The organism is Micromonospora alfalfae (assembly GCF_022230925.1).
Lineage (GTDB): Bacteria > Actinomycetota > Actinomycetes > Mycobacteriales > Micromonosporaceae > Micromonospora > Micromonospora alfalfae.
The window spans coordinates 158,441-177,123 of the sequence record NZ_JAKKFH010000006.1 but is presented as its reverse complement, the minus strand read 5'-3'; the positions used below and the strand labels follow the sequence as shown (position 1 = coordinate 177,123).

Genomic DNA, 18,683 nt, shown 5'->3' with positions numbered 1-18,683 from the left:
AGGCCCACGAATCGGGCAGGACTGCACTTCTCTAACAGCCTAAGCGAGTCGACGTAGTCCGATCGGTCAGTTGGTCATGAGCGTTCGGTCGAGAGTTGGTGGGACGCGCCGCCTTCGGCCTTCGCCAGTAGGTCACGGAACCGGCCCGCGCCACTCGCCGGAGACGACCAACCGGAGGACAACTCGACGAGTCGGGTCTCCGGTCGCTCCAACCAGGACAGGATCCGCTCCGACTCCTCGGCGGTCGCGGCCGGCACCGGCCCGTGCCCGCCCGACACCGTCTCGGCGGTGGCCCGGATCGCTGTCAACGTGGGACGCGGGTGAACGCCCGGCGGGGACACCCCCGCGCCGGCCAGTCTGCCGTGCCGGACCAGCGCCAACTCCCAGCCGCCCCGGGCGGCCGGCCGGGCCGCGGCCAACTCGACGATCCCGGTCAGCGCGGCCAGCCGCTGCATCCGCACTGTGGCCCGCAGCACGGCGGCCAGCCGGGACCGCACCACAGCTGCCTCCTCGTAGCGCTGGTCGCGGGAGAGCACGTCGATCCGCGCGAGCAGCGCGTCCACCACCGGCTGGGGGTCGCTGGCCGTCGCGGTACGGAAGGGCGCGGCGGCGCTGTCGTCGTACTCCTCCGGGGTGATCTTGTGTTCGCAGGGTGCCGGGCAGCGACCCAGCTCGGCCAGCGCGCAGGCCGGCGTGACGGTGCGCAGCGAGAGCCGGTGGGTGCACTGGCGCAGCGGCACCGCGTCGTGGAAACCGGCGGCGGCCAGCTCGGCGGCCCGCCGGGAGGTGAACGGCCCGAGGTACGCGGTGTCGGTGGGGGAGAGGTCGCGGACGATCGACAGCCGAGGGTACGGACCGTCGGTCAGCTTGAGCCAGAGCATCCGTTCCGGGTATTTGGACCGGCGGTTGTACGGCGGGGCGTGCGCCGCGATCAACCGCAGCTCGCGGACCTCCGCCTCCAACGAGTGGGCGCACTCCACCGCCTCGACCCGCTCGGCCGCGCCCAGCATCTCGGAGATCCGGGCACGCTTCTCGCCGGCGGTGAAGTAGCTGCGCACCCGGGTGGCGATGTCGACCGAGGTGCCCACGTAGAGCGGCCGGTCGTCGGCGGCCCGGAAGATGTAGACCCCGGGGACCTTGGGCAACCCCTCGGCCAGGTGCCGTTTGCGGCGCTGGGTAGGGGTGACCGCGCGGGCGAACTCGATGGCGTCGCCGACGGTGTCCACCCGGTGCCCGCCGAGCCGGCCGATCAGCCCGTGCAGCACGTCGACGGTGGCCTTCGCGTCGTCCAACGCCCGGTGGGTGGGCTGGGTGGCGGTGCGGAAGTAGGCGGCCAGGGTGCCCAGCTTGCGGTTGGGCACCTCGTCGCGGGTCAGCACCCGGCGGGCGAGCGCCGCCGTGTCCAGGACCCGGGGGTTGGGCCAGCGGTAGCCGTGCTTGGCGCAGGCGGCCTTGAGGAAGCCCACGTCGTACGGGGCGTTGTGGGCCACCAGCACCGCGTCGTCGATGAACTCCAGGAAGCTCGGCAGCACCTGCTCGATCGGTGGCGCCGGCACCAGCATGGCCTGGGTGATGCCGGTCAGCACCGTGATGAACGGCGGAATCGGCTGGCCCGGGTTGACCAGGGTCGCCAGCACCCCCAACTGCTCGCCGCCGCGCACCTTGACCGCGCCGATCTCGGTGATGCCGCCACCGTCCGGCGCGCCGCCGGTGGTCTCCAGGTCGACCACCACGAAGGTCGTCGCGTAGAGCGGCAGCGCCGGGTCCACCCCGCCCACCGCCGGGTCGAGACCGGCCAGTGACTCCTGGACGTACTCCGCCTGTGCCATCGGCGGCACGCTAGCGCCCCGGTCCGACACTCCCGTCGCAGCCGTCCCATCCGTCACCATGGGGCTAGGATGAGAGATCGGCTCACTCACCGGGCGGTGGGCCCGGTCGCGGTGGGAGACTTGCCACATGCCCCTCACCGAGCCTTACGACGACCACCTCCCGCAGGAGGATCCGGTCGCGCTCGACGGTGCTGTGGGCAACCCGGACGACAACGTAGTCACCGACACATCGGGCGCATCGGACCCGACAACGGACGACGGCCCCACCGCCGAGCCGGAGCCCACCCTGCCCGAGCCGGTCCGCCAGCGGATCGTGACGCTCACCGCTGCGGTGCTGCCCACCCTCCCCACCGACGAGGTCCCGGTGCCGTTGCGCCGGGTGGCAAAGTTCGCCCCCAACCGCCGCGCCCGGCTCGGCGCGCCGGTCATCGCCGCCCAGCTCACCGCCGACCCGCTGTTCCGGCAGCGGGTCACCGCGCGGGTCCTGTCCGACGCCGGTGACCTCGGCGCGGCAGTGGTCGAGGGCACCGCGCCGGCCGCCGCCGACCCGGTCGAGGTGGCCGCGCTGGCCTACCTGGCCCGGCCCCGCGGCTGGCGGGAGCTGATCGACGCCAGCGGCGCGGCCGTGCGCGCCGAGGCGGACAGCGCCGTCGTCGCCGAGTTGGTCCGCGAGGCCGAGCAGCGGGCCACCCGGGCCGAGCACGACCGCGCTGTGGCCCGGGTCGAGGCCGAGAAGCTCCGCGACGAGTTGGCCCGCGTCCGCGAGGAGCTGGGTCAGCTGCGTGAGGAGTCCCGACAGGTGGCCCGCACCCTGCGGGAGACCCAGGCCCGTGAGCGGAAGGCCACCGAGCTGCTGGCCACCGAGCGCGGCCGGGCCGCCCGGGCCAGCGCCGACGTGGACGCCGAACTCCGCCGTGCCCGGGCCCGGCTGGCCGAGGCCGAGGCCGCCGCCGGGGTGGCCCGGGCCAGCGCCAAGGAGGCACGCTCGGTCGACGACGCCCGGCTCTGGCTGCTCCTGGAGACCATCGGTCAGGCCGCCGTCGGGCTGCGCCGGGAGCTGGCGCTCGACCCGGTGGACAAGCTCCCCGCCGACTTCGTCGCCGACGCGTTCGCCGAGCAGCCGGGCACCGCCCCGGCCGGCCCCGCCGCCCGCGCCCGCGACACCGACGACCCGGCCCGGCTCGACCAGTTGCTCGCCCTGCCCCGGGCGCACCTCGTGGTGGACGGTTACAACGTCACCAAGCGTGGCTTCGGCGAGATGTCCCTGGAGCAGCAGCGCAAACGACTGATCACCGGGCTGGGCGGGATCGCCGCGCAGACCGGCGACGAGGTCACAGTGGTCTTCGACGGCGCCGAGCGGATGCACGGGCTGCCGCCCGCGCCGCGCGGCGTACGGGTGCTCTTCTCCCGGAAGGGTGAGACCGCCGACGAGCTGATCCGGCGACTGGTCCGCGCCGAGCCGGCGGGCCGGCCGGTGGTCGTGGTCTCGTCGGACCGCGAGGTCGCCGACGGGGTACGCCGGCACGGCGCGTACCCGCTGGGCGCTGACTCGCTGCTGCGGCGGCTCGCGCGCTCCTGAGCGCAGCGGGCCGACAGGTCGACGGGTCGGTCCCGGCGAGCCCGGCCGGTGCGCCACACGTCGCGCTGTGTCTCACCTGTCCCACCCCGGCGCTATCATCGCCGCGACCGCCGAGGGACGGGAGTCGCCATGGCACAGGACGACGTGAAGGTCTTCGTCGACCGGGACCTGCGGGGTGCCCGGTTCAACAGGTCGACGCTTGCCGGTGCGGTGATGCGCGGCGTCGATGTGGACGCTCTTGACGTCGACGCGCCGTGGCTGGCCGAGGGCACGTTCCTGATCAACGGCGTCGATGTCGTGCCGCTGGTCGAGGCCGAGCTCAACCGACGATTCCCCGGGCGCGACCTCCGCCGGGCCAAGAATCCGGACGACCTCCGCGAGGCGTGGGCGGCACTCGAACGGGCCTGGGCGGCGGCGGTCGACAGGGCCGTGTCCATGCCCGAGGGTGCGGTCGACGTCTCGATCGACGGGGAGTGGTCGTTCGCGCAGACGCTGCGCCACCTCGCGTTCGCCGCCGACACCTGGTTGGGAAAGGCGATCCGGCGCCTGCCGCAGCCCTTCCACCCGCTCGGGCAACCACATGCCGAGTACGAGACGGACGGCTTCGACATGTCGATCTTCGCCGTCGAGCAACCGACGTTCGCCGCGACCTCGGAGCTGCGAGCCGAGCGGCAGGCGATGGTGCGCGACTTTCTCGCAGCCGTCACGCCGGATCTGCTCGCCGAGACTCGGCCGGCCCCCTGGTGGCCCGAGAAGCAGGTGACGGTGCTGCACTGCCTTCACGTCATCTTCGACGAGGAGTGGCAGCACCTCCGCTTCGCCCTGCGTGACCTCGACGCGCAGGGCTGAGCCCTCGCCCCGACGGCTGCTCGGCCGCTTCGGCGCTCGGCCGGCCGGGCAGTCGGCCGGCCGCCAGTCAGGTGGTCGGTAGTCGTCGGGCCTGGCGGCGGTTCCTTGATGTCGGGGGTTCCGGCCGGGTGGGATACCCCGATATCGCTGATCTGGAGCTGATCTAGCCCCGAAACGGGCGGTCGGACTGGGTTCCTGTCGTACCCGGTGGTTAGTGTCGATGTCACCGACGGTGCTCGCTCGGCGACGGCAGGAGTCGCCCGAGCGCCGCGAGCCGATCAGGAGGGCGTGATGCTCATCGACTGCGACGGGTGCGCGAAGCGGGCCGACGGTTGTTCCGGCTGCCCGCTGACCGCCCTGTTCGACGAGACGTCCCCGGCGGCCGGGCTGGTCGCCGCCGAGGTCGAGGCCATCGAGGTGCTCGCCCGAGCCGGCTTCGACGTGGAGGTGCTGGCCGCGCCCGCGCGCCCGCAGGCAGCCCGCCGTCGCGTCACCCGCCGCGTCGCCTGAGCGCGACACCGCGCCCGGAAGCGGGCTTTTCGCGGGCCATAGGATGATCGGTCACGGCGGGAGGAGCGGCGCGATGAACGGGGAACAACTGGTGGTGACGCGGTGACCCCGCGCGGCTGGGCGCTGTTGACCCTGGCCGGGCTGGCCCTCGCGCTGGTCGTGCTGGCCGCGCTGCTCATCCCGTGGCACCGCCCGCCGGCACCCCGGGCCGACCAGCTCGCCGCGCTGGGCGACCTGCCGGCCGAGCAGGTGGCCAAGGGGCGGGAGTTCCGGGCCGCGCTGCGTCCCGGTGGCTACGCCGCGCTCGCCGTTGGGCTGCTGATCGCCCTCGCGCTCGGGTTGACCCCGTTCGGCGGTCGCCTGGTCGAGCTGGTGGGCCGGCCCTTCGGTGGGCACTGGGCAGCGCAGGCTGTGCTCGGCGGGCTGGCGGTGGTGCTCGTCGCCGACCTGGTGACGCTCCCGTTCGCCGCCTGGCGGCAGAGCGTGCTCACCCGCTACGGGATGAGCACCAACGGCTGGAGCGGCTGGGCTGTCGACCTGCTCAAGTCGTACGCCGTCAGCGCGGTGATCGGCGCGGTGGCGCTGTTCGCCTTCTACGCGGTCATCCGGCTCGCGCCACGCTGGTGGTGGGCGTTCGGTGCGGCCGGCGCCGCGGTGCTTGTGGGGCTGCTGTCGTTCGTGTTGCCGGTGCTGGTGGAGCCGGTGTTCAACCGGTTCACCCCGATGGAGCAGGGCCCGCTGCGCACCGAGCTGATGAGCATGGCCGCCCGCGACGGGGTGCCGGTGCGTGACGTGCTGGTCGCCGACGCCTCCCGGCGCACCAGGGCGGTCAACGCGTACGTCTCCGGTCTCGGTCCGACCCGACGGGTGGTCGTCTACGACACGCTGCTGCGTGAGGCGACCCCGGCCGAGGTGACCGCCGTCGTGGCGCACGAGTTGGGGCACGCGAAGGACTCCGACGTGGCAGCCGGCACGCTGACCGGGGCGCTGGGTGCCGCGGCCGCCGTGGTGGCGCTCTACCTGCTGGGCTCGTGGGGGCCGCTGCTGCGGCTGGCGGGTGTCGACTCGGTGGCCCAGCCGCGCGCGTTCCCGCTGCTGGTCGCCCTGGTCACGGTGGCCGGGCTGGTTGCCGCTCCGGTGCAGGCGCTGATGTCCCGCCGGGTGGAGGCGAGGGCCGACGCGCACGCGCTCGCGCTCACCAACGACCCGGAGTCCTTCGAGTCGATGCAGCGCCGGCTCGGCTCGGTCAACCTCGGTGACCCCGACCCGCCCCGCTGGGAATACCTCTATTCGGCCTCACATCCGTCGACAGTGGAGCGGATGGCCGCCGCCCGCGCGTACGCCCGGGAGGCCGGCCGATGAACCGCACCCTGCTGATCACCAATGACTTTCCGCCCCGTCCGGGTGGGATCCAGTCGTTCGTGCACAACCTCGCGGTCCGTCAACCGGCCGGCTCGGTGGTCGTCTACGCGTCGAGCTGGCGCGGGGCAGCGAAGTTCGACGCCGACCAGCCGTTCGAGGTGATCCGGGAACGTACCCGGGTGTTGCTGCCCACCCCGTTGATCGCCCGCAGGGCGGCCCGGTTGGCTCGCTCGTACGACTGCGACACCGTGTGGTTCGGCGCGGCGGCCCCGTTGGGCCTTCTCGCGGCCGGCCTGCGGCGGCGTGCCGACATCCGCCGGGTGGTGGCGCAGACCCATGGCCACGAGATCGGTTGGGCGGCGGTGCCGGCCGCCCGGCCGGCGCTGCGGCGCATCGGTCGGGGTGTGGACGTGACCACCTATCTCGGCGAGTACACCCGTAGCCGGTTGGCCCGGGTGCTGGACGGGGTGACTGAGCTGCGCCGCCTCGCGCCCGGGGTCGACGTGGACACCTACCACCCGAGCGTGGACGGTGAACAGGTCCGGGCCCGGCTCGGGTTGACCGACCGGCCGGTGGTCGTCTGTGTGTCCCGGCTGGTGCCGCGCAAGGGTCAGGACACCCTGATCCGGGCGCTGCCGGAGATCCGCCGCCGGGTGCCCGACGCGGCGCTGCTGATCGTCGGCGGCGGGCCGTACCGGGCGACCCTGGAGAAGCTGGCCCGCCAGACCGGTGTGGAACGGGATGTGGTGTTCACCGGCACGGTGCCGTCGGTCGAGTTGCCGGCGCACTACGCGGCCGGTGACGTCTACGCGATGCCGTGCCGCACCCGCAACCGTGGCCTCGACGTCGAAGGGCTGGGCATCGTCTATCTGGAGGCATCCGCGGCCGGTCTGCCGGTGGTGGCCGGTGACTCCGGGGGCGCGCCGGACGCGGTCCGCGAGGGGGAGACCGGCTACGTCGTGCGCGGTCGGGATGTCGCCCAGCTCGCCGACCGGGTAGCCCGGCTGCTCGCCGACCGGGACCTGGCCCGTCAGTTGGGCGCGGCCGGCCGGGCGTGGGTGGAACGGGAGTGGCGCTGGGAGGCGCAGGCGGAACGCATGGCGGCACTGCTCGCCGGCTGATCGCCGCCCCCGTTCAGCTCTCCCGGGTGGGCGCGTAGCGCGGCACGTACTCCTGGCCGGTGAGCTGCTGGATCGCCGCCATCACCTCGTCGGTGACAGTTCGGATGTCCCGCGGCCCGTTGATCCGTTCGGCGACCGGGATCGGCGGGCCGAACCGCAGGGTGATCGGGTGTCGACGGGGCAGCCGTGCGTCGACCGGCAGCACCTCGGCGGTGCCGAGCACGCCGACCGGGATGATCGGCACCCCGGCGTCGCGGGCCAGCCGGGTCATCCCGACCCGCCCCCGGTAGAGCCGCCCGTCCGGGGAACGGGTGCCCTCCGGGTAGACGGCGACCAGGCCGCCGGCGCGCAGCACCGGGACGGCGGCGTCGAGGGCGCGCAGGGCGGCCCGGCCGTCGGTGCGGTCGACCGGGATGGCGCCCATGCCGGCGACGATCCGCCGGTTGAGCCAACCTGCCGGGCCCCGGCCGTTGAAGTACTCGACCTTCGCCCAGAAGGTGACGTGTCGGGGTGTCGAGGTGACGAGAAACAGCTCGTCGGCGACCGAGAGGTGATTGCCGGCGAGGATCGCGCCGCCGTGTCGGGGCAGATGCTCAAGCCCTTCCACCCGGGGCTGCCAGCCAAACCGCAGCGCGGCGCCGACGGTCAGCTTGGTGACGTCGTACAGCAGGGGCACGTGTCCTCCGGGTCGGGTTTCAGGCCCGCGCCGGGCCGAGGTGGGCGTCCAACGCGGCGCGCAGCAGGGCATCGTCGTCGGTGGCGCCGGTGGCCAGCGGCAGGCTGCCCCAGGCCCAGAGTTGGGCGATGCCGTGCAGGTTCGCCCACAGCACGCCGGCCAGCACCGCCGCTGGCGCGTCGGTGGGCCGGCACGCCTGCGCCACCAGATCGGCCAGCACGGCGAACAGCGGCAGGCTCGTCTCGCGCAGCCGCAGTCGGCCGCTGTCCAGCAGGTCGTGGCGGAACATCAGCTCGAACATGCCGCGGTGGGCCGCCGCGAAGTCCAGGTACGTCCGGGCCAACGCTGTCAATTGGGTACGGGGATCCGGGTCGGCGTCGCGCAACGTTCGCTCGACCCGGGCGGTGAGGTCGGCGAAGCCCTCCCGGGCGATGGCGGAGAGCAGGTCGACGTGGGTGGGAAAGTAGCGGCGCGGTGCGCCGTGCGAGACCCCGGCAGTACGGGCGATCTCCCGCAGCGACACCGCCGACTGGCCCTCGCGCAGCACCAGGTCCACCCCGGCGGCCACCAACCGCGCCCGCAGCCCTGTCTCGTCCGCGTCCATAGACACTGTCTACCAGTCGAGGTAGACGCTGTCTACCTCCGTGCCGGATCTCCCCGGTCGGTCTGCCGTCCGCAGACCGGTGAGGGGTTTCGTGAAGTCGGGGTGTCGTGCCCGAGGGATACCCCGACATCATGAAAGACGAGTGGATCATGTGCGTCGGTCGGGGTGGTTGGGCCGGGCAGGTTCAGCGGATGCGGGCCAGGATGCGATCGGCGGGGGCCGGGCGGCCGAAGTGCCAACCCTGAGCCGCGTCGCAGCCGATCGCGCGTAGCCGCTCGGCCTGCCCAGCGGTCTCCACCCCTTCGGCGGTGACGGTCAGGTCCAGCGCGTGCGCCAGCGAGACCAGGGAGGCGAGAATCCGCTCGTCGGTGCGGCCGACGGAGGGCGACCGCAGGCCCGCCACGAACTCCCCGGCCACCTTCAGCTCGGTCACCGGCAGATCCCGCAGGTACGCCAGGTTGCTGTAACCGGTGCCGAAGTCGTCGATGGCGATGCGGACCCCGAGGTCGGCGAGGACCCGCAGGGCGCGGACCGGCTCCTCGGCGGTGCTCATCATCGTGCTCTCGGTGATCTCCAGTTGGAGTCGCTCCGGTGGCAGGCCGGTCCGCCGCAGCAGCGCGCGGACCTCCTGCACCAACCCGGGCCGGTGCACCTGCCGTACCGCCAGGTTGACACTGACGAAGGGCGCGGCGACACCCCCGGCCGACCACGCCTCGGCCTCGCGGCACGCCTCGGCCAACACCCAACCGCCCAACTGGACGATCAGGCCGGTCTCCTCGGCCAACCCGATGAAGCTGTCCGGGCGCAGCACCCCCAACTCGGGGTGGCGCCACCGGACCAGCGCCTCCACGCCGACCAGGCTGCCGTCGCGCAGCGAGGTCAGCGGCTGGTAGTCGAGGTAGAACTCGCCCCGCTCCAACGCCGCCGGGATGGCCGCGGAGAGCGCGTACCGGGCCAGTTCACGTTGGTTGCGCTCGGCGTCGTACAGCGCCCAGCGCGCCCCACCGGCGGACTTCGCCCAGTGCAGGGTGCTGTCGGCGGCCCGCATCAGGTCCGTGGGGTTCGCCCCGGCCACCTGGCGCTCGACGATGCCGATGCTCGCCGATATCTGCAACTCGTGCCCGTCGACCAGGGCCGGTGTGCGTACCGCGGCGAGCGCCGTCTCGGCCACCGCCACCATGTCGTCGGTGCCGGCGGTGCGTTCCACCAGAATGACGAACTCGTCGCCGCCGAGCCGGGCCACCAGGTGCTCACCCATTGACTTGCGCAGCCGCTCGGCCACAGTGGCCAGCAGCAGGTCACCGATCTGGTGCCCCAGCGTGTCGTTGACCACCTTGAAGCGGTCCAGGTCCAGGAAGCACACCCCGACCCGCTGCGCGCCCCGGCCCGGCTCGTTGAGCGCAGCGGCGAGCCGTTCGGTGAACAGCGTCCGGTTGGGCAGGCCGGTGAGCGGGTCGTGGGTGGCCTGATGTCGGAACCGGGCCTCGCTGGCCCGCAGCGCCCGCTCGGCCTGGGTGCGGGCACGCATGGCGGCGCGGCGGATCGACTCCTGCTCGTCGAGGGTCCGGTCGCGCAGGGCGCGGGCGTAGCCGGTCGTCACGGCCGCCAGCAGCCGGGCCATCCGGTCCTCGACGTCCTCGGCCACCAAGCCCAGGTCGCGCACCAGGCGGAGCTGGATGACCTCGACGGTACGACCCAGCCCCTCGGCGGAAGCGATGTGCGCGGCGACCAACTCGGCGCCGACCCGGTGCCCGGCACGCAGGTCGAACGGCTCGGTGAGCAACGCCCCGGCCAGTTGCCCGGTGAGCCGGTCCAGCAGGGACTCCAACTGGGCCTGGGTCATCGGTAGGTAGCTGGTGCCGGAGACCGCCTTCGCCCAGGCCCGGGCGAACGTCCCCGGGCAGGGGTTCGCCCCGGGCGACTCAGCCACCGAGGCGCCCGACGCCGCCCATGAAGACCGCGCGCTCGGCGTCCTCCGCGCTCTCCGGGGTGTCCGGTCGCCACTGGGGCACCCAGACCACGCCGGGGTCGAGCAGCTCGAAGCCGTCGAAGAGCGTGGTCAGCTCGGCGCGGCTGCGCACCGACAGCGGGTTGTCGGTACGCCGGTAGACCCGCTCCGCCTCGGCGCGTTCGTCCTCGCTGCGCCCGTCGTCGCTGGCCTGCGACAGCACCAGGTAGCTGCCGGGCGCCAACGCGTCCCGCAGCGTCCGCAGCAGCTCCGCCGGCCGGTCGTCGTCGGAGACGAAGTGCAGGACGGCCACGACCATCACGGCCACCGGTTGGCTCAGGTCGAGCAGCTTGCGGACGTCCGGATGGGCCAGGATCGCCTCCGGGTTGCGCAGGTCCTCCTGTACGACTGCGGCCTGCTCGTTGCCGGCGAGGATCTCGCGGCTGTGCGCCACAGCCACCGGGTCGACGTCCACGTAGACCACACGCGCCTGCGGGTCGAGCTGCTGGGCGATCTCGTGCACGTTGCCGACCGTCGGGATGCCCGAACCGATGTCCAGGAACTGCTTGATCCCGGCGTCGGCAAGGTGGTGCACGGCGCGACGCAGGAACGCCCGGTTGGCCTGGGCCATCAGAGGTGCCTCGGGCACCGCGGCGACCATGGCCTGCGCGGCGGCCCGGTCGGCGGCGAAGTTGTGCGAGCCGCCGAGGTAGTAGTCGTACATCCGCGCGACGCTCGGGCGCTCGATGTCGATGGTGTCGGGTGCCCAGTCCGGCCGCTGCATGCGTTTCACCCCTCGAATCCGCGACGCGAGCATCGTCGCCCGCGCGGGTATTGTGCACCCGCCACGCACGCCAGACCATAGCGCGCCGAAGGTTGCTCGCCGACGTCGGTCGTTTCGTCCCGCTCGACGAGCGGGAGGCAGGTCAGAACTTCGGCGCGTCCGGTGCCTCGAGCAGGCCCAGCCGGAGCGCGGTCATCAGGGCCTGAGCCCGGTTGGCCGCGCCGAGCTTCTCGTAGAGCTTCGAGATGTGCGTCTTCGCCGTGGACTCGCTGACGAACAGCTGCTTGGCGATGCCCGCCACGCTCATCCCGTCGGCGAGCAGCCGCAGCACCTGCCCCTCCCGCGGAGACAACTGCGGGCCGGACGGGGCGAGCCGGCGCTTCATCGCCTCGGCCAGGTCGGCCGCGGTGAACGCGCTGGGGGAGGAGGCGGCGTGCCGTGCGGCGGCCACCACCTCGTCGGCCGGGGCGGTCTTCGGCACGAAGGCGCTCGCGCCGGCCTCCAGAGCCCCGAAGAGCTGGTCGTCGCCGGCGTACATGGTCAGCACCACGATGCCCATCGACGCGCTGGACTTGCGCAGTGCGCGGGTGGCCTCCAGGCCGCTGCCGTCGGGCAGCCGCAGATCCATGATCACCACGTCCGGCTGCAAGGCGCCGGCCTGGCGTACTCCCTCCGCCGCCGTGGCCGCCTCACCGACGACCTCGAACTGGCGGTCGCGCTCGAAGGCGTGCCGCAAACCCTTGCGAATCAGGTCATGATCGTCGACAAGGAGGACCTTGGTACGGGTGGCCGGTATCGGACTTGTGGTCATCCTCGGGTTACTCCCCTTCTGGTGCTGCGCTGCCGCGCACGTTATCGCGCCGGGCCGAGGTGCCGAGAACCACCGCCACGGTCGTGCCGCTGGGTTGCCGCGGCCTGATCTCCAACCGGCCCCGGATACGTTCCGCCCTCTCGGCCATGATCGCAAGACCGTACCGCCCGTCCGGGCGCTGGTCAGCCATCCCCTGACCGTCATCCGACACTTCTATTTGCGCGTACGGGGGGTCGACCTCACACGTGACCCACAAATTCGACGCCCCGGCGTGCTTGCGCGCGTTGGTCACCGCCTCCTGCGCGATGCGCAGCAACTCGGCTTCGGTGGCGGCCGGCAACCGGGCGGTGGACTCGTCCAGCGAGAGGTGCACCCGCAGCCCGCCGGACGCGCCCACTGTGCGCGCGTACTCGGCGATCGCCGCTGCCAACCCACCCTGCCGGTCCACCTCGCTGCGCAACTCGAAGAGGCTCAGCCGCAGCTCCTGGATCACCCGGGTCACCTCGCCGCGCAGCGTACGCAGGGCCTCGGCGGTCTCGTCGGCGTCGTCGAAGACGGTGGCCAGGGCGTTGTCGATGCCGTAGCCGACCATCACCAGCTCCTGGGCCACCCCGTCGTGGATCTCCCGGGCCAGCCGCTGCCGTTCCTCGTTGGTGGCCAGTGAGCGCACCTCGTCGAAGAGCAGCGCCGCCTCCAGCCGCAGCGCGGCCGGGCGGGTCAGCGCGGTCACCCGGGACACCACCGGCGGTGGGTACGCGTGCGCGGCGTCGGCCTCCAGCACCACCAGCCCCACGGTGCGCACCCCGGCGACCAGCGGAATGATCAGCGCGGACACGTCGCCGCCGCAGTGGGAGCGGGACTGCGACCGGGCGGCGGTGGTGGCCTGCTGGGTGGCCCAGGCGTCGGCGATCGCCGAGTCGGCGTCCAGCGTCGTCTCCCAGTCCACCCGGTCGACGCCGGCCTGGGCGAGCACCACGAGCCGACCGCCGCCGCTGGCCGACAGCACCGCGCCCCGGTCCGCGCGGGCCACCGTCCGCAGCTCCTCCAGCAGGTGCTCGGAGATGCCGCCCGGGTCCAGGGTCGCCCCGGGCAGCTGCCGGGCCACCGTCCGCAGTTGGGTCAGCAGCCGGGTCGCCTCGGCGTACGGCTGGGGTTTGCCCTCACCGCGGACCGCCATCACCCGGTGCAGCGTGCCGGCGGCATAGAGCCCCAGCGCCGCCAGGATCAGCCACTGCGCGCAGACGGCGAGGTAACCCAGCTGGCCGAGCTGGAGACCGCCGTCGACCCGGGTCAGCGCGCCGCTGAGCAGCAGGGTGGCGGCGGTGACCACGAGCAGCGCGGCACCCTCCGGGAAGCGGCGGCGCAGCGCGGTGACGGTCACCGGGACCGCCAGGTAGGGCAGCACCGCCGAGGCGCCCAGGCCGTCGACAGTGCCACCGATCGACGCCACCGCGGCGACGTGGCTCGCGGCCAGCCCCAGCACCAGCACCTCGGCCACCCGGCTCAGCGGGCCGACCAGCCGGTGCTGCGGTGCCAGCAGTGACGGCAGCCCGGCCACCGCCAGCAGCGCGATCCACCACAACTGGGTGACGTCGCGGGTGGCGAACAGGGTCAGGATGGCGACCAGCGCCAGCATCACCACGCGGGCGGCCGCGGCGAGGGGATGCGGGTGCGGGGCGGTGGCTGTGGATGCGGGCACGTGACGGATGGTAGTCAGCCTCGGTAGATATCGGCGATCTCCGCCGCGTACGTCTTGTGGACAACCTGGCGCTTGACCTTGAGCGACGGGGTCAGCTCGCCGGTCGCCTCGGTGAAGTCGCGGGGCAGGACCCGGAACACCTTGATCGCCTCGGCCTTCGACACGGCCTGGTTCGCGGCGTCGATCGCGGCCTGAATCTCCTTGCGGAGGCTCTCGTGCTCGCGTAGCTGCTCGACAGGGGTGTCGAGGGGCATCCCGGCGCTCTCCAGCCAGGTCGGCAGCGCCTCCTCGTCGACGGTGACCAGCGCCGCGATGAACGGCTTCCGGTCGCCGACCACGACACACTGGCTGATCAACGGGTGCGCACGGACCAGGTCCTCCAGTACCGCCGGGGCGACGTTCTTGCCACCGGCGGTGACGATCAGCTCCTTCTTGCGGCCGGTGATGCTCAGGTAGCCGTCGGAGTCGAGCTGGCCCAGGTCACCGGTGCGGAACCAGCCGTCGGCGCTGATCGTCTCGGCGGTCGCTGTCTCGTTGCGCCAGTAACCCTGGAAGATCAGCGCACCGGAGATCAGGATCTCGCCGTCGTCCTCGATCCGCACCGTCACACCGGGCAGCGGACGGCCGACGCTGCCCATCCGGGTGCCGCTGGGCAGGTTCGCGGCGGCGGCGGGCGAGGTCTCGGTGAGGCCGTAGCCCTCCAGGACCGTCACGCCGATGCCCCGGAAGAAGTGGCCGAGCCGGGCGCCGAGTGGCGCGCCGCCGGAGATCGCGTCCCGGCACCGTCCGCCGAGCGCGGCGCGCAGCTTGCGGTAGACCAGCCGGTCGAAGACCACGTGCTGGGCGCGCAGCGCCAGGCCAGGTCCGCCCGGGGTCTCCAGCGCCTCGCTGTACGCGATGGCGACCTGCTCGGCGCGGGCGAAGACGCCGCCCTTGCCGTCCGCCTCGGCCTTCTGCTTGGCGGCGTTGTAGACCTTCTCGAAGACCCGGGGTACGGAGAGCACGAAGGTGGGTCGGAACGCCTGCAGCTCGGCGACCAGGTTCTTGGTGTCGGCGCAGTGCGCCATGGTGGCCCGCGCCTGCACGACGCCGATCTGGATGAGTCGGGCGAAGGCGTGCGCCAGCGGGAGGAAGAGCAGGGTGCTCGCGCCGGCGTTGAACAGGTTCGGCAGCACCGGCACCGCGTTGGCGATGTCGGAGTACATGTTGCGGTGGGTGAGCACGCAGCCCTTGGGCCGGCCGGTGGTGCCGCTGGTGTAGATGATCGTGGCCAGGTCGTCGGCGCGGACGGCCTTGCGCCGCCGCCCGACCTCGGCCAGCTCGATCGCGGCGCCGGTGCTGACCAGCTCGTCGACGCCGCCGCTGTCGATCTGCCAGACCTGGCTCAGGTCGGGCAGCCGGTGCCGGACACCGGCGATCAGTGCGGCGTGCGCCTCGCTCTCCACCACGACGGCGACCGCGTTGGAGTCCTCGAGGATCCACGCGGCCTGCTCGGCGCTGGACGTCTCGTAGATCGGTACGGTCACCGCGCCGACGGCCCAGATGGCGTAGTCCAGCAGCGTCCACTCGTAGCGGGTGCGGCTCATCAGCCCGACCCGGACGCCGGGCTCGATGCCGGCGGCGATCAGCCCGCGGGCCACCGCGGCCACCTCGTCGCGGAACTGGAGGCAGGTCACCTCGGTCCATTCGGTGACGGTGCCGTCGGTGCGCGGAGTGGGGCGGGCGAACTGGACGGTGTCGGGCGCGACTTCGGCGTTGTCCCAGACCGGATCGGTGAGGTTGGCCGCGTCGCCAACGGTGACGATCGGCGGGACGGAGAACTCGCGCACCTGCACTCCTTCGTGCTCGCACTGGTCGGGCTGGCCGCCGCCGTGGGCGTCGGCATGTGTCGAAACCTACCCGGCGGGCGGTCGGGGTGAGACAACCAGGAGGCGGGTAGCCTCCCCCCATGGCGGACTCCTCCACCCAGTCGATCATCATCGGCGCCGCACCGGATCGGGTGACGGCGGTCATTTGCGACTTCGCGCGCTACCCGGAGTGGACCGAGGCGGTGCGCCGCGCCGAGGTCGTCGAGGAGTACGAGGACGGCTACGCCAGTCAGGTGCGATTCACCATCGACGCCGGGGTGATGGCCGACGAGTACGTGCTCGCCTACGAGTACGCCGAGGACCTGTCCCGGATCGAGTGGCACCTGGTCGCTCCGTCGAAGATGCAGAAGGCCCAGCGTGGTTCGTACGACCTGGTGGGTAACCAGGACGGCAGCACGACGGTGACCTACACGCTGGAGGTCGACCTGTCGGTCGGCATGCTCGGGATGTTTCGGCGCAAAGCCGAGAAGATGATCATGGACACCGCGTTGAAGCAGCTCAAGCGCCGGGTAGAAGCAACCGGTGCGGCGCAGTGACGTGTCCGGTGGCACGGTAGAGGAGCCGACGGTGGGCGGAACGGATCCGGGTTCGGCCCGGGAAGAGGCGGAGCGGCTGGTCGCCACCCTGCTGGCGGGGGCGCGACTGGCCTCCGCCGGCTCGGCGGGCGGCGCGCTCGGCTCGTTGGGCGGGATGCTGTCTGGTGTCCTCGGTCACAGCGCCGGAACGGACGCCCGCCCCGGCGCCGGTGGTGCTTTCGCCACCGGTTCGGCCGAATGCTGCGTCTGCCCGGTCTGTCGGGGCATCGCCGCCTTGCGGGACCCGAGTCCGGAATTCGCCGAGCGGCTCGCTACCGGCGCCGGAGACCTCGCCGCGGGCGTCGCCAGCCTGCTCCGCGCGTTCTCCCCGACGGAACCGGCCGCGCCGAGCCCCGCCGAGCCGGCCGCCGAGCCGACCAGCCCGCCCTCGCCGGCACCCGCCGCGAGCACCGACGACGTGCTCCCCGAGCCACCCCCGAGTGCCCCGCCCACCGCGACAGTCGACGACCACGTGTGGCGCGATGCCACCCGTACCGGGCATGATTCTCAGCCGGCGCCGGAGCGGGATGTCTGGTCGGTCGCCACCCGGACGGCGGACCCACTCGCCCCGGCCGCCGCACCACCCGTCGACGAGGCCGGGACGGCGACCGTACCGGCACCGACCACCCGTCCCGTGGTGCCCGCCTCGCGGGTGCCCGATGACGCCGACGCGGAAGCATCGGGCGACGGCGCCTGAGCGCGGGACCTTCCGACCCGGACCGGCACTGTGCCGGATCCTGGGCCGGACAGCACAGCAGAGGGGGGCGGTAGCGGTGACGCTGACCATCGGAGTCGACGTCGGTGGCACGAAGGTGGCCGGCGGTGTCGTGGACGACACCGGCACGGTCCTCGTGCAGACCCGACGGGACACTCCCGCCGATGACGTGGCGAAGACCCGCGACGTCATCATCGAGTTGGTCGGCGAGCTGGCTGCCGGGCGGACCATCGAGGCCGTCGGCATCGGCGCGGCCGGTTGGATCGACGCCAGCCGTTCGACAGTGCTCTTCGCTCCCAACCTGGCCTGGCGTGACGAACCGCTGCGCGAGTACGTCAGCGAGGCCGTCGAGCTGCCGGTGATTGTGGAGAACGACGGGAACGTCGCCGCGTGGGCCGAGTTCCGCTACGGCGCGGCCCGCGACGCCGACGACTCGATGATCATGTTCACCATCGGCACCGGTGTGGGCGGCGGCATCGTCCTCGGCGGCGACCTGATGCGCGGCGCGCACGGCATCGCCGCCGAGTTGGGCCACATGCTGGCCGTGCCGGACGGGCACCAGTGCGGCTGCGGCCGGCTGGGCTGCATCGAGCAGTACGCCAGCGGCAGCGCCCTGGTGCGGTTCGCCCGGGCCGGCGCCCGGCAGGAGCCCAACCGGGCCACCGCACTGCTGAAGCTGGCCGGCGGGGAGGCCGAGGCGATCACCGGCCCGATGGTGACCGCCGCCGCGCAGGGCGGCGACCCGGTCTCCGCCGAGGCGTTCGCCCAGATCGGCCGGTGGCTGGGCACCAGCCTCGCCGACATGGCGCAGATCCTCGACCCGCAGACCCTGGTGGTCGGCGGCGGCGTGATCGACGCCGGTGACCTGCTGCTCGGCCCCACCCGCCGCTCGTACCTCGACGCGCTCGCCCAGCGCGGTCGCCTGCCGGTGGCCGAGGTGCTCCCGGCGGAGCTGGGCAACAGCGCCGGGGTGATTGGCGCCGCTGACCTGGCCCGCCGGATCTGAGGCGGTCCGGGATGGGCGTGCCGCTGCGCGTGGTGTCGTACAACATCCACAGCCAGCGCGACGACACCGCCGCGCTGGCGGCGGTGGTCCGGGCCGCGACGCCGGACGTGGTGATCGTGCAGGAGGGGCCGCGCCGGTTCCGGTGGCGACAGAAGTCCGCCACGTTGGCCGAGTCGTTCGGTCTGGTGGTGGCCGCCGGTGGGCTGCCGGCCCTGGGCAACCTGCTCCTGACCAGCCTGCGGGTCCAGGTGCTGGGCACCCGCTGCCAGCGCTTTCCGCTGACCCCCGGCCGGCACCTGCGCGGCGCGGCGTACGCCGACTGCCGGGTCGGTGACGCCCGGTTCACAGTCGCCGGGTCGCACCTGTCCACCGACCCGGCCGAGCGGCCCTCCCAGGCCACCGAGTTCAAGCGTGGCCTGGACGCGGCAACCAGCCCGGTGCTGGCCGGGGCGGACCTCAACGAGGGGCCGGACGGGCCCGCCTGGGCCACCGTGTCGCGCGGGTTGACCGACGCGGCGGTGGCGGCCGACCGGGCCGAACGGCTCACCTACTCCTGCGCCGACCCGCGCCGACGCATCGACGCGCTCTTCGTCGACCGGCGGATCACAGTGGTGGACTACGACGTGGTGGACACCCCGCAGACCCGCCGGGCCAGCGACCACTTCCCGGTCCTGGTCGACCTGCTGCTACCCACCACCGGCTGACCCCCGACCCCGGCTCGACCGTCGGCGCGTCCGGCTCAGGACT

17 protein-coding genes are annotated in these 18,683 nt (G+C 73.0%); 9 read left to right on the top strand and 8 right to left on the bottom strand.

The window, feature by feature from the left end; translation table 11 throughout:
- Positions 1 to 74 precede the first annotated feature (74 nt).
- Positions 75 to 1,829 carry a DEDD exonuclease domain-containing protein gene (locus tag MED01_RS05510; protein ID WP_238667433.1) on the bottom strand — a complete coding sequence of 585 codons (1,755 nt, stop codon included), beginning with the start codon at positions 1,827 to 1,829 and terminating at the stop codon, positions 75 to 77.
- Positions 1,830 to 1,956: 127 nt separating this feature from the next.
- Here MED01_RS05510 and MED01_RS05505 point away from each other — a divergent pair, with 127 nt between their 5' ends.
- The 5 genes from MED01_RS05505 to MED01_RS05485 all read left to right on the top strand — a co-directional run bounded on the left by MED01_RS05505 (position 1,957) and on the right by MED01_RS05485 (position 7,250).
- Positions 1,957 to 3,408 (top strand): NYN domain-containing protein, encoded by a 1,452-nt coding sequence (locus tag MED01_RS05505; RefSeq protein ID WP_238667432.1) that lies wholly within the window; start codon positions 1,957 to 1,959, stop codon positions 3,406 to 3,408.
- Positions 3,409 to 3,537: 129 nt separating this feature from the next.
- Entirely contained in the window at positions 3,538 to 4,257 is a 720-nt protein-coding gene (locus MED01_RS05500) for a DinB family protein (protein ID WP_238667431.1), read from the top strand.
- A gap of 291 nt (positions 4,258 to 4,548) precedes the next feature.
- The gene (locus MED01_RS05495; RefSeq protein WP_238667430.1) at positions 4,549 to 4,767 is read left to right on the top strand and encodes a hypothetical protein; all 219 of its coding nucleotides are present in this window, start codon (positions 4,549 to 4,551) and stop codon (positions 4,765 to 4,767) included.
- A gap of 102 nt (positions 4,768 to 4,869) precedes the next feature.
- Entirely contained in the window at positions 4,870 to 6,129 is a 1,260-nt protein-coding gene (locus MED01_RS05490) for a M48 family metallopeptidase (protein ID WP_238667429.1), read from the top strand.
- Complete coding sequence (locus MED01_RS05485; RefSeq protein ID WP_238667428.1) at positions 6,126 to 7,250, top strand: glycosyltransferase family 4 protein; 1,125 nt, start codon at positions 6,126 to 6,128, stop codon at positions 7,248 to 7,250. Before MED01_RS05490 ends, MED01_RS05485 begins: the two co-directional genes overlap by 4 nt.
- Before the next feature lie 13 nt (positions 7,251 to 7,263).
- On the opposite strand, the gene MED01_RS05480 is transcribed toward MED01_RS05485, so the two are convergent.
- The 7 genes from MED01_RS05480 to MED01_RS05450 form a co-directional block, all read right to left on the bottom strand.
- Entirely contained in the window at positions 7,264 to 7,926 is a 663-nt protein-coding gene (locus MED01_RS05480; protein ID WP_238667427.1) for a lysophospholipid acyltransferase family protein, read from the bottom strand.
- 19 nt (positions 7,927 to 7,945) lie between these two features.
- The gene (locus tag MED01_RS05475) at positions 7,946 to 8,530 is read right to left on the bottom strand and encodes a TetR/AcrR family transcriptional regulator (RefSeq protein WP_238667426.1); all 585 of its coding nucleotides are present in this window, start codon (positions 8,528 to 8,530) and stop codon (positions 7,946 to 7,948) included.
- A 184-nt stretch (positions 8,531 to 8,714) separates the two neighbouring features.
- Positions 8,715 to 10,373, bottom strand: coding sequence for a putative bifunctional diguanylate cyclase/phosphodiesterase (locus MED01_RS05470; RefSeq protein ID WP_238667489.1), 1,659 nt, complete (start codon positions 10,371 to 10,373; stop codon positions 8,715 to 8,717).
- A 79-nt stretch (positions 10,374 to 10,452) separates the two neighbouring features.
- On the bottom strand, positions 10,453 to 11,262 hold the full coding sequence (locus MED01_RS05465) for an SAM-dependent methyltransferase (protein WP_238667425.1): 810 nt from the start codon (positions 11,260 to 11,262) through the stop codon (positions 10,453 to 10,455).
- A 142-nt stretch (positions 11,263 to 11,404) separates the two neighbouring features.
- Positions 11,405 to 12,073, bottom strand: coding sequence for a response regulator transcription factor (locus tag MED01_RS05460; protein ID WP_030337723.1), 669 nt, complete (start codon positions 12,071 to 12,073; stop codon positions 11,405 to 11,407).
- A 7-nt stretch (positions 12,074 to 12,080) separates the two neighbouring features.
- Positions 12,081 to 13,772 (bottom strand): sensor histidine kinase, encoded by a 1,692-nt coding sequence (locus MED01_RS05455; protein WP_238667424.1) that lies wholly within the window; start codon positions 13,770 to 13,772, stop codon positions 12,081 to 12,083.
- A 14-nt stretch (positions 13,773 to 13,786) separates the two neighbouring features.
- Positions 13,787 to 15,601, bottom strand: coding sequence for an AMP-dependent synthetase/ligase (locus MED01_RS05450; protein ID WP_238667423.1), 1,815 nt, complete (start codon positions 15,599 to 15,601; stop codon positions 13,787 to 13,789).
- A gap of 119 nt (positions 15,602 to 15,720) precedes the next feature.
- Between MED01_RS05450 and MED01_RS05445 the strand changes: the two genes are divergently transcribed.
- From MED01_RS05445 to MED01_RS05430, 4 genes are all read left to right on the top strand, one after another.
- Entirely contained in the window at positions 15,721 to 16,176 is a 456-nt protein-coding gene (locus MED01_RS05445; protein ID WP_238667422.1) for an SRPBCC family protein, read from the top strand.
- 31 nt (positions 16,177 to 16,207) lie between these two features.
- The gene (locus MED01_RS05440; protein ID WP_238667421.1) at positions 16,208 to 16,912 is read left to right on the top strand and encodes a hypothetical protein; all 705 of its coding nucleotides are present in this window, start codon (positions 16,208 to 16,210) and stop codon (positions 16,910 to 16,912) included.
- Between the two features lie 76 nt (positions 16,913 to 16,988).
- Entirely contained in the window at positions 16,989 to 17,936 is a 948-nt protein-coding gene (locus MED01_RS05435; RefSeq protein ID WP_238667420.1) for an ROK family glucokinase, read from the top strand.
- 11 nt (positions 17,937 to 17,947) lie between these two features.
- Positions 17,948 to 18,640 carry an endonuclease/exonuclease/phosphatase family protein gene (locus tag MED01_RS05430; protein WP_372493586.1) on the top strand — a complete coding sequence of 231 codons (693 nt, stop codon included), beginning with the start codon at positions 17,948 to 17,950 and terminating at the stop codon, positions 18,638 to 18,640.
- Positions 18,641 to 18,683 lie beyond the last annotated feature (43 nt).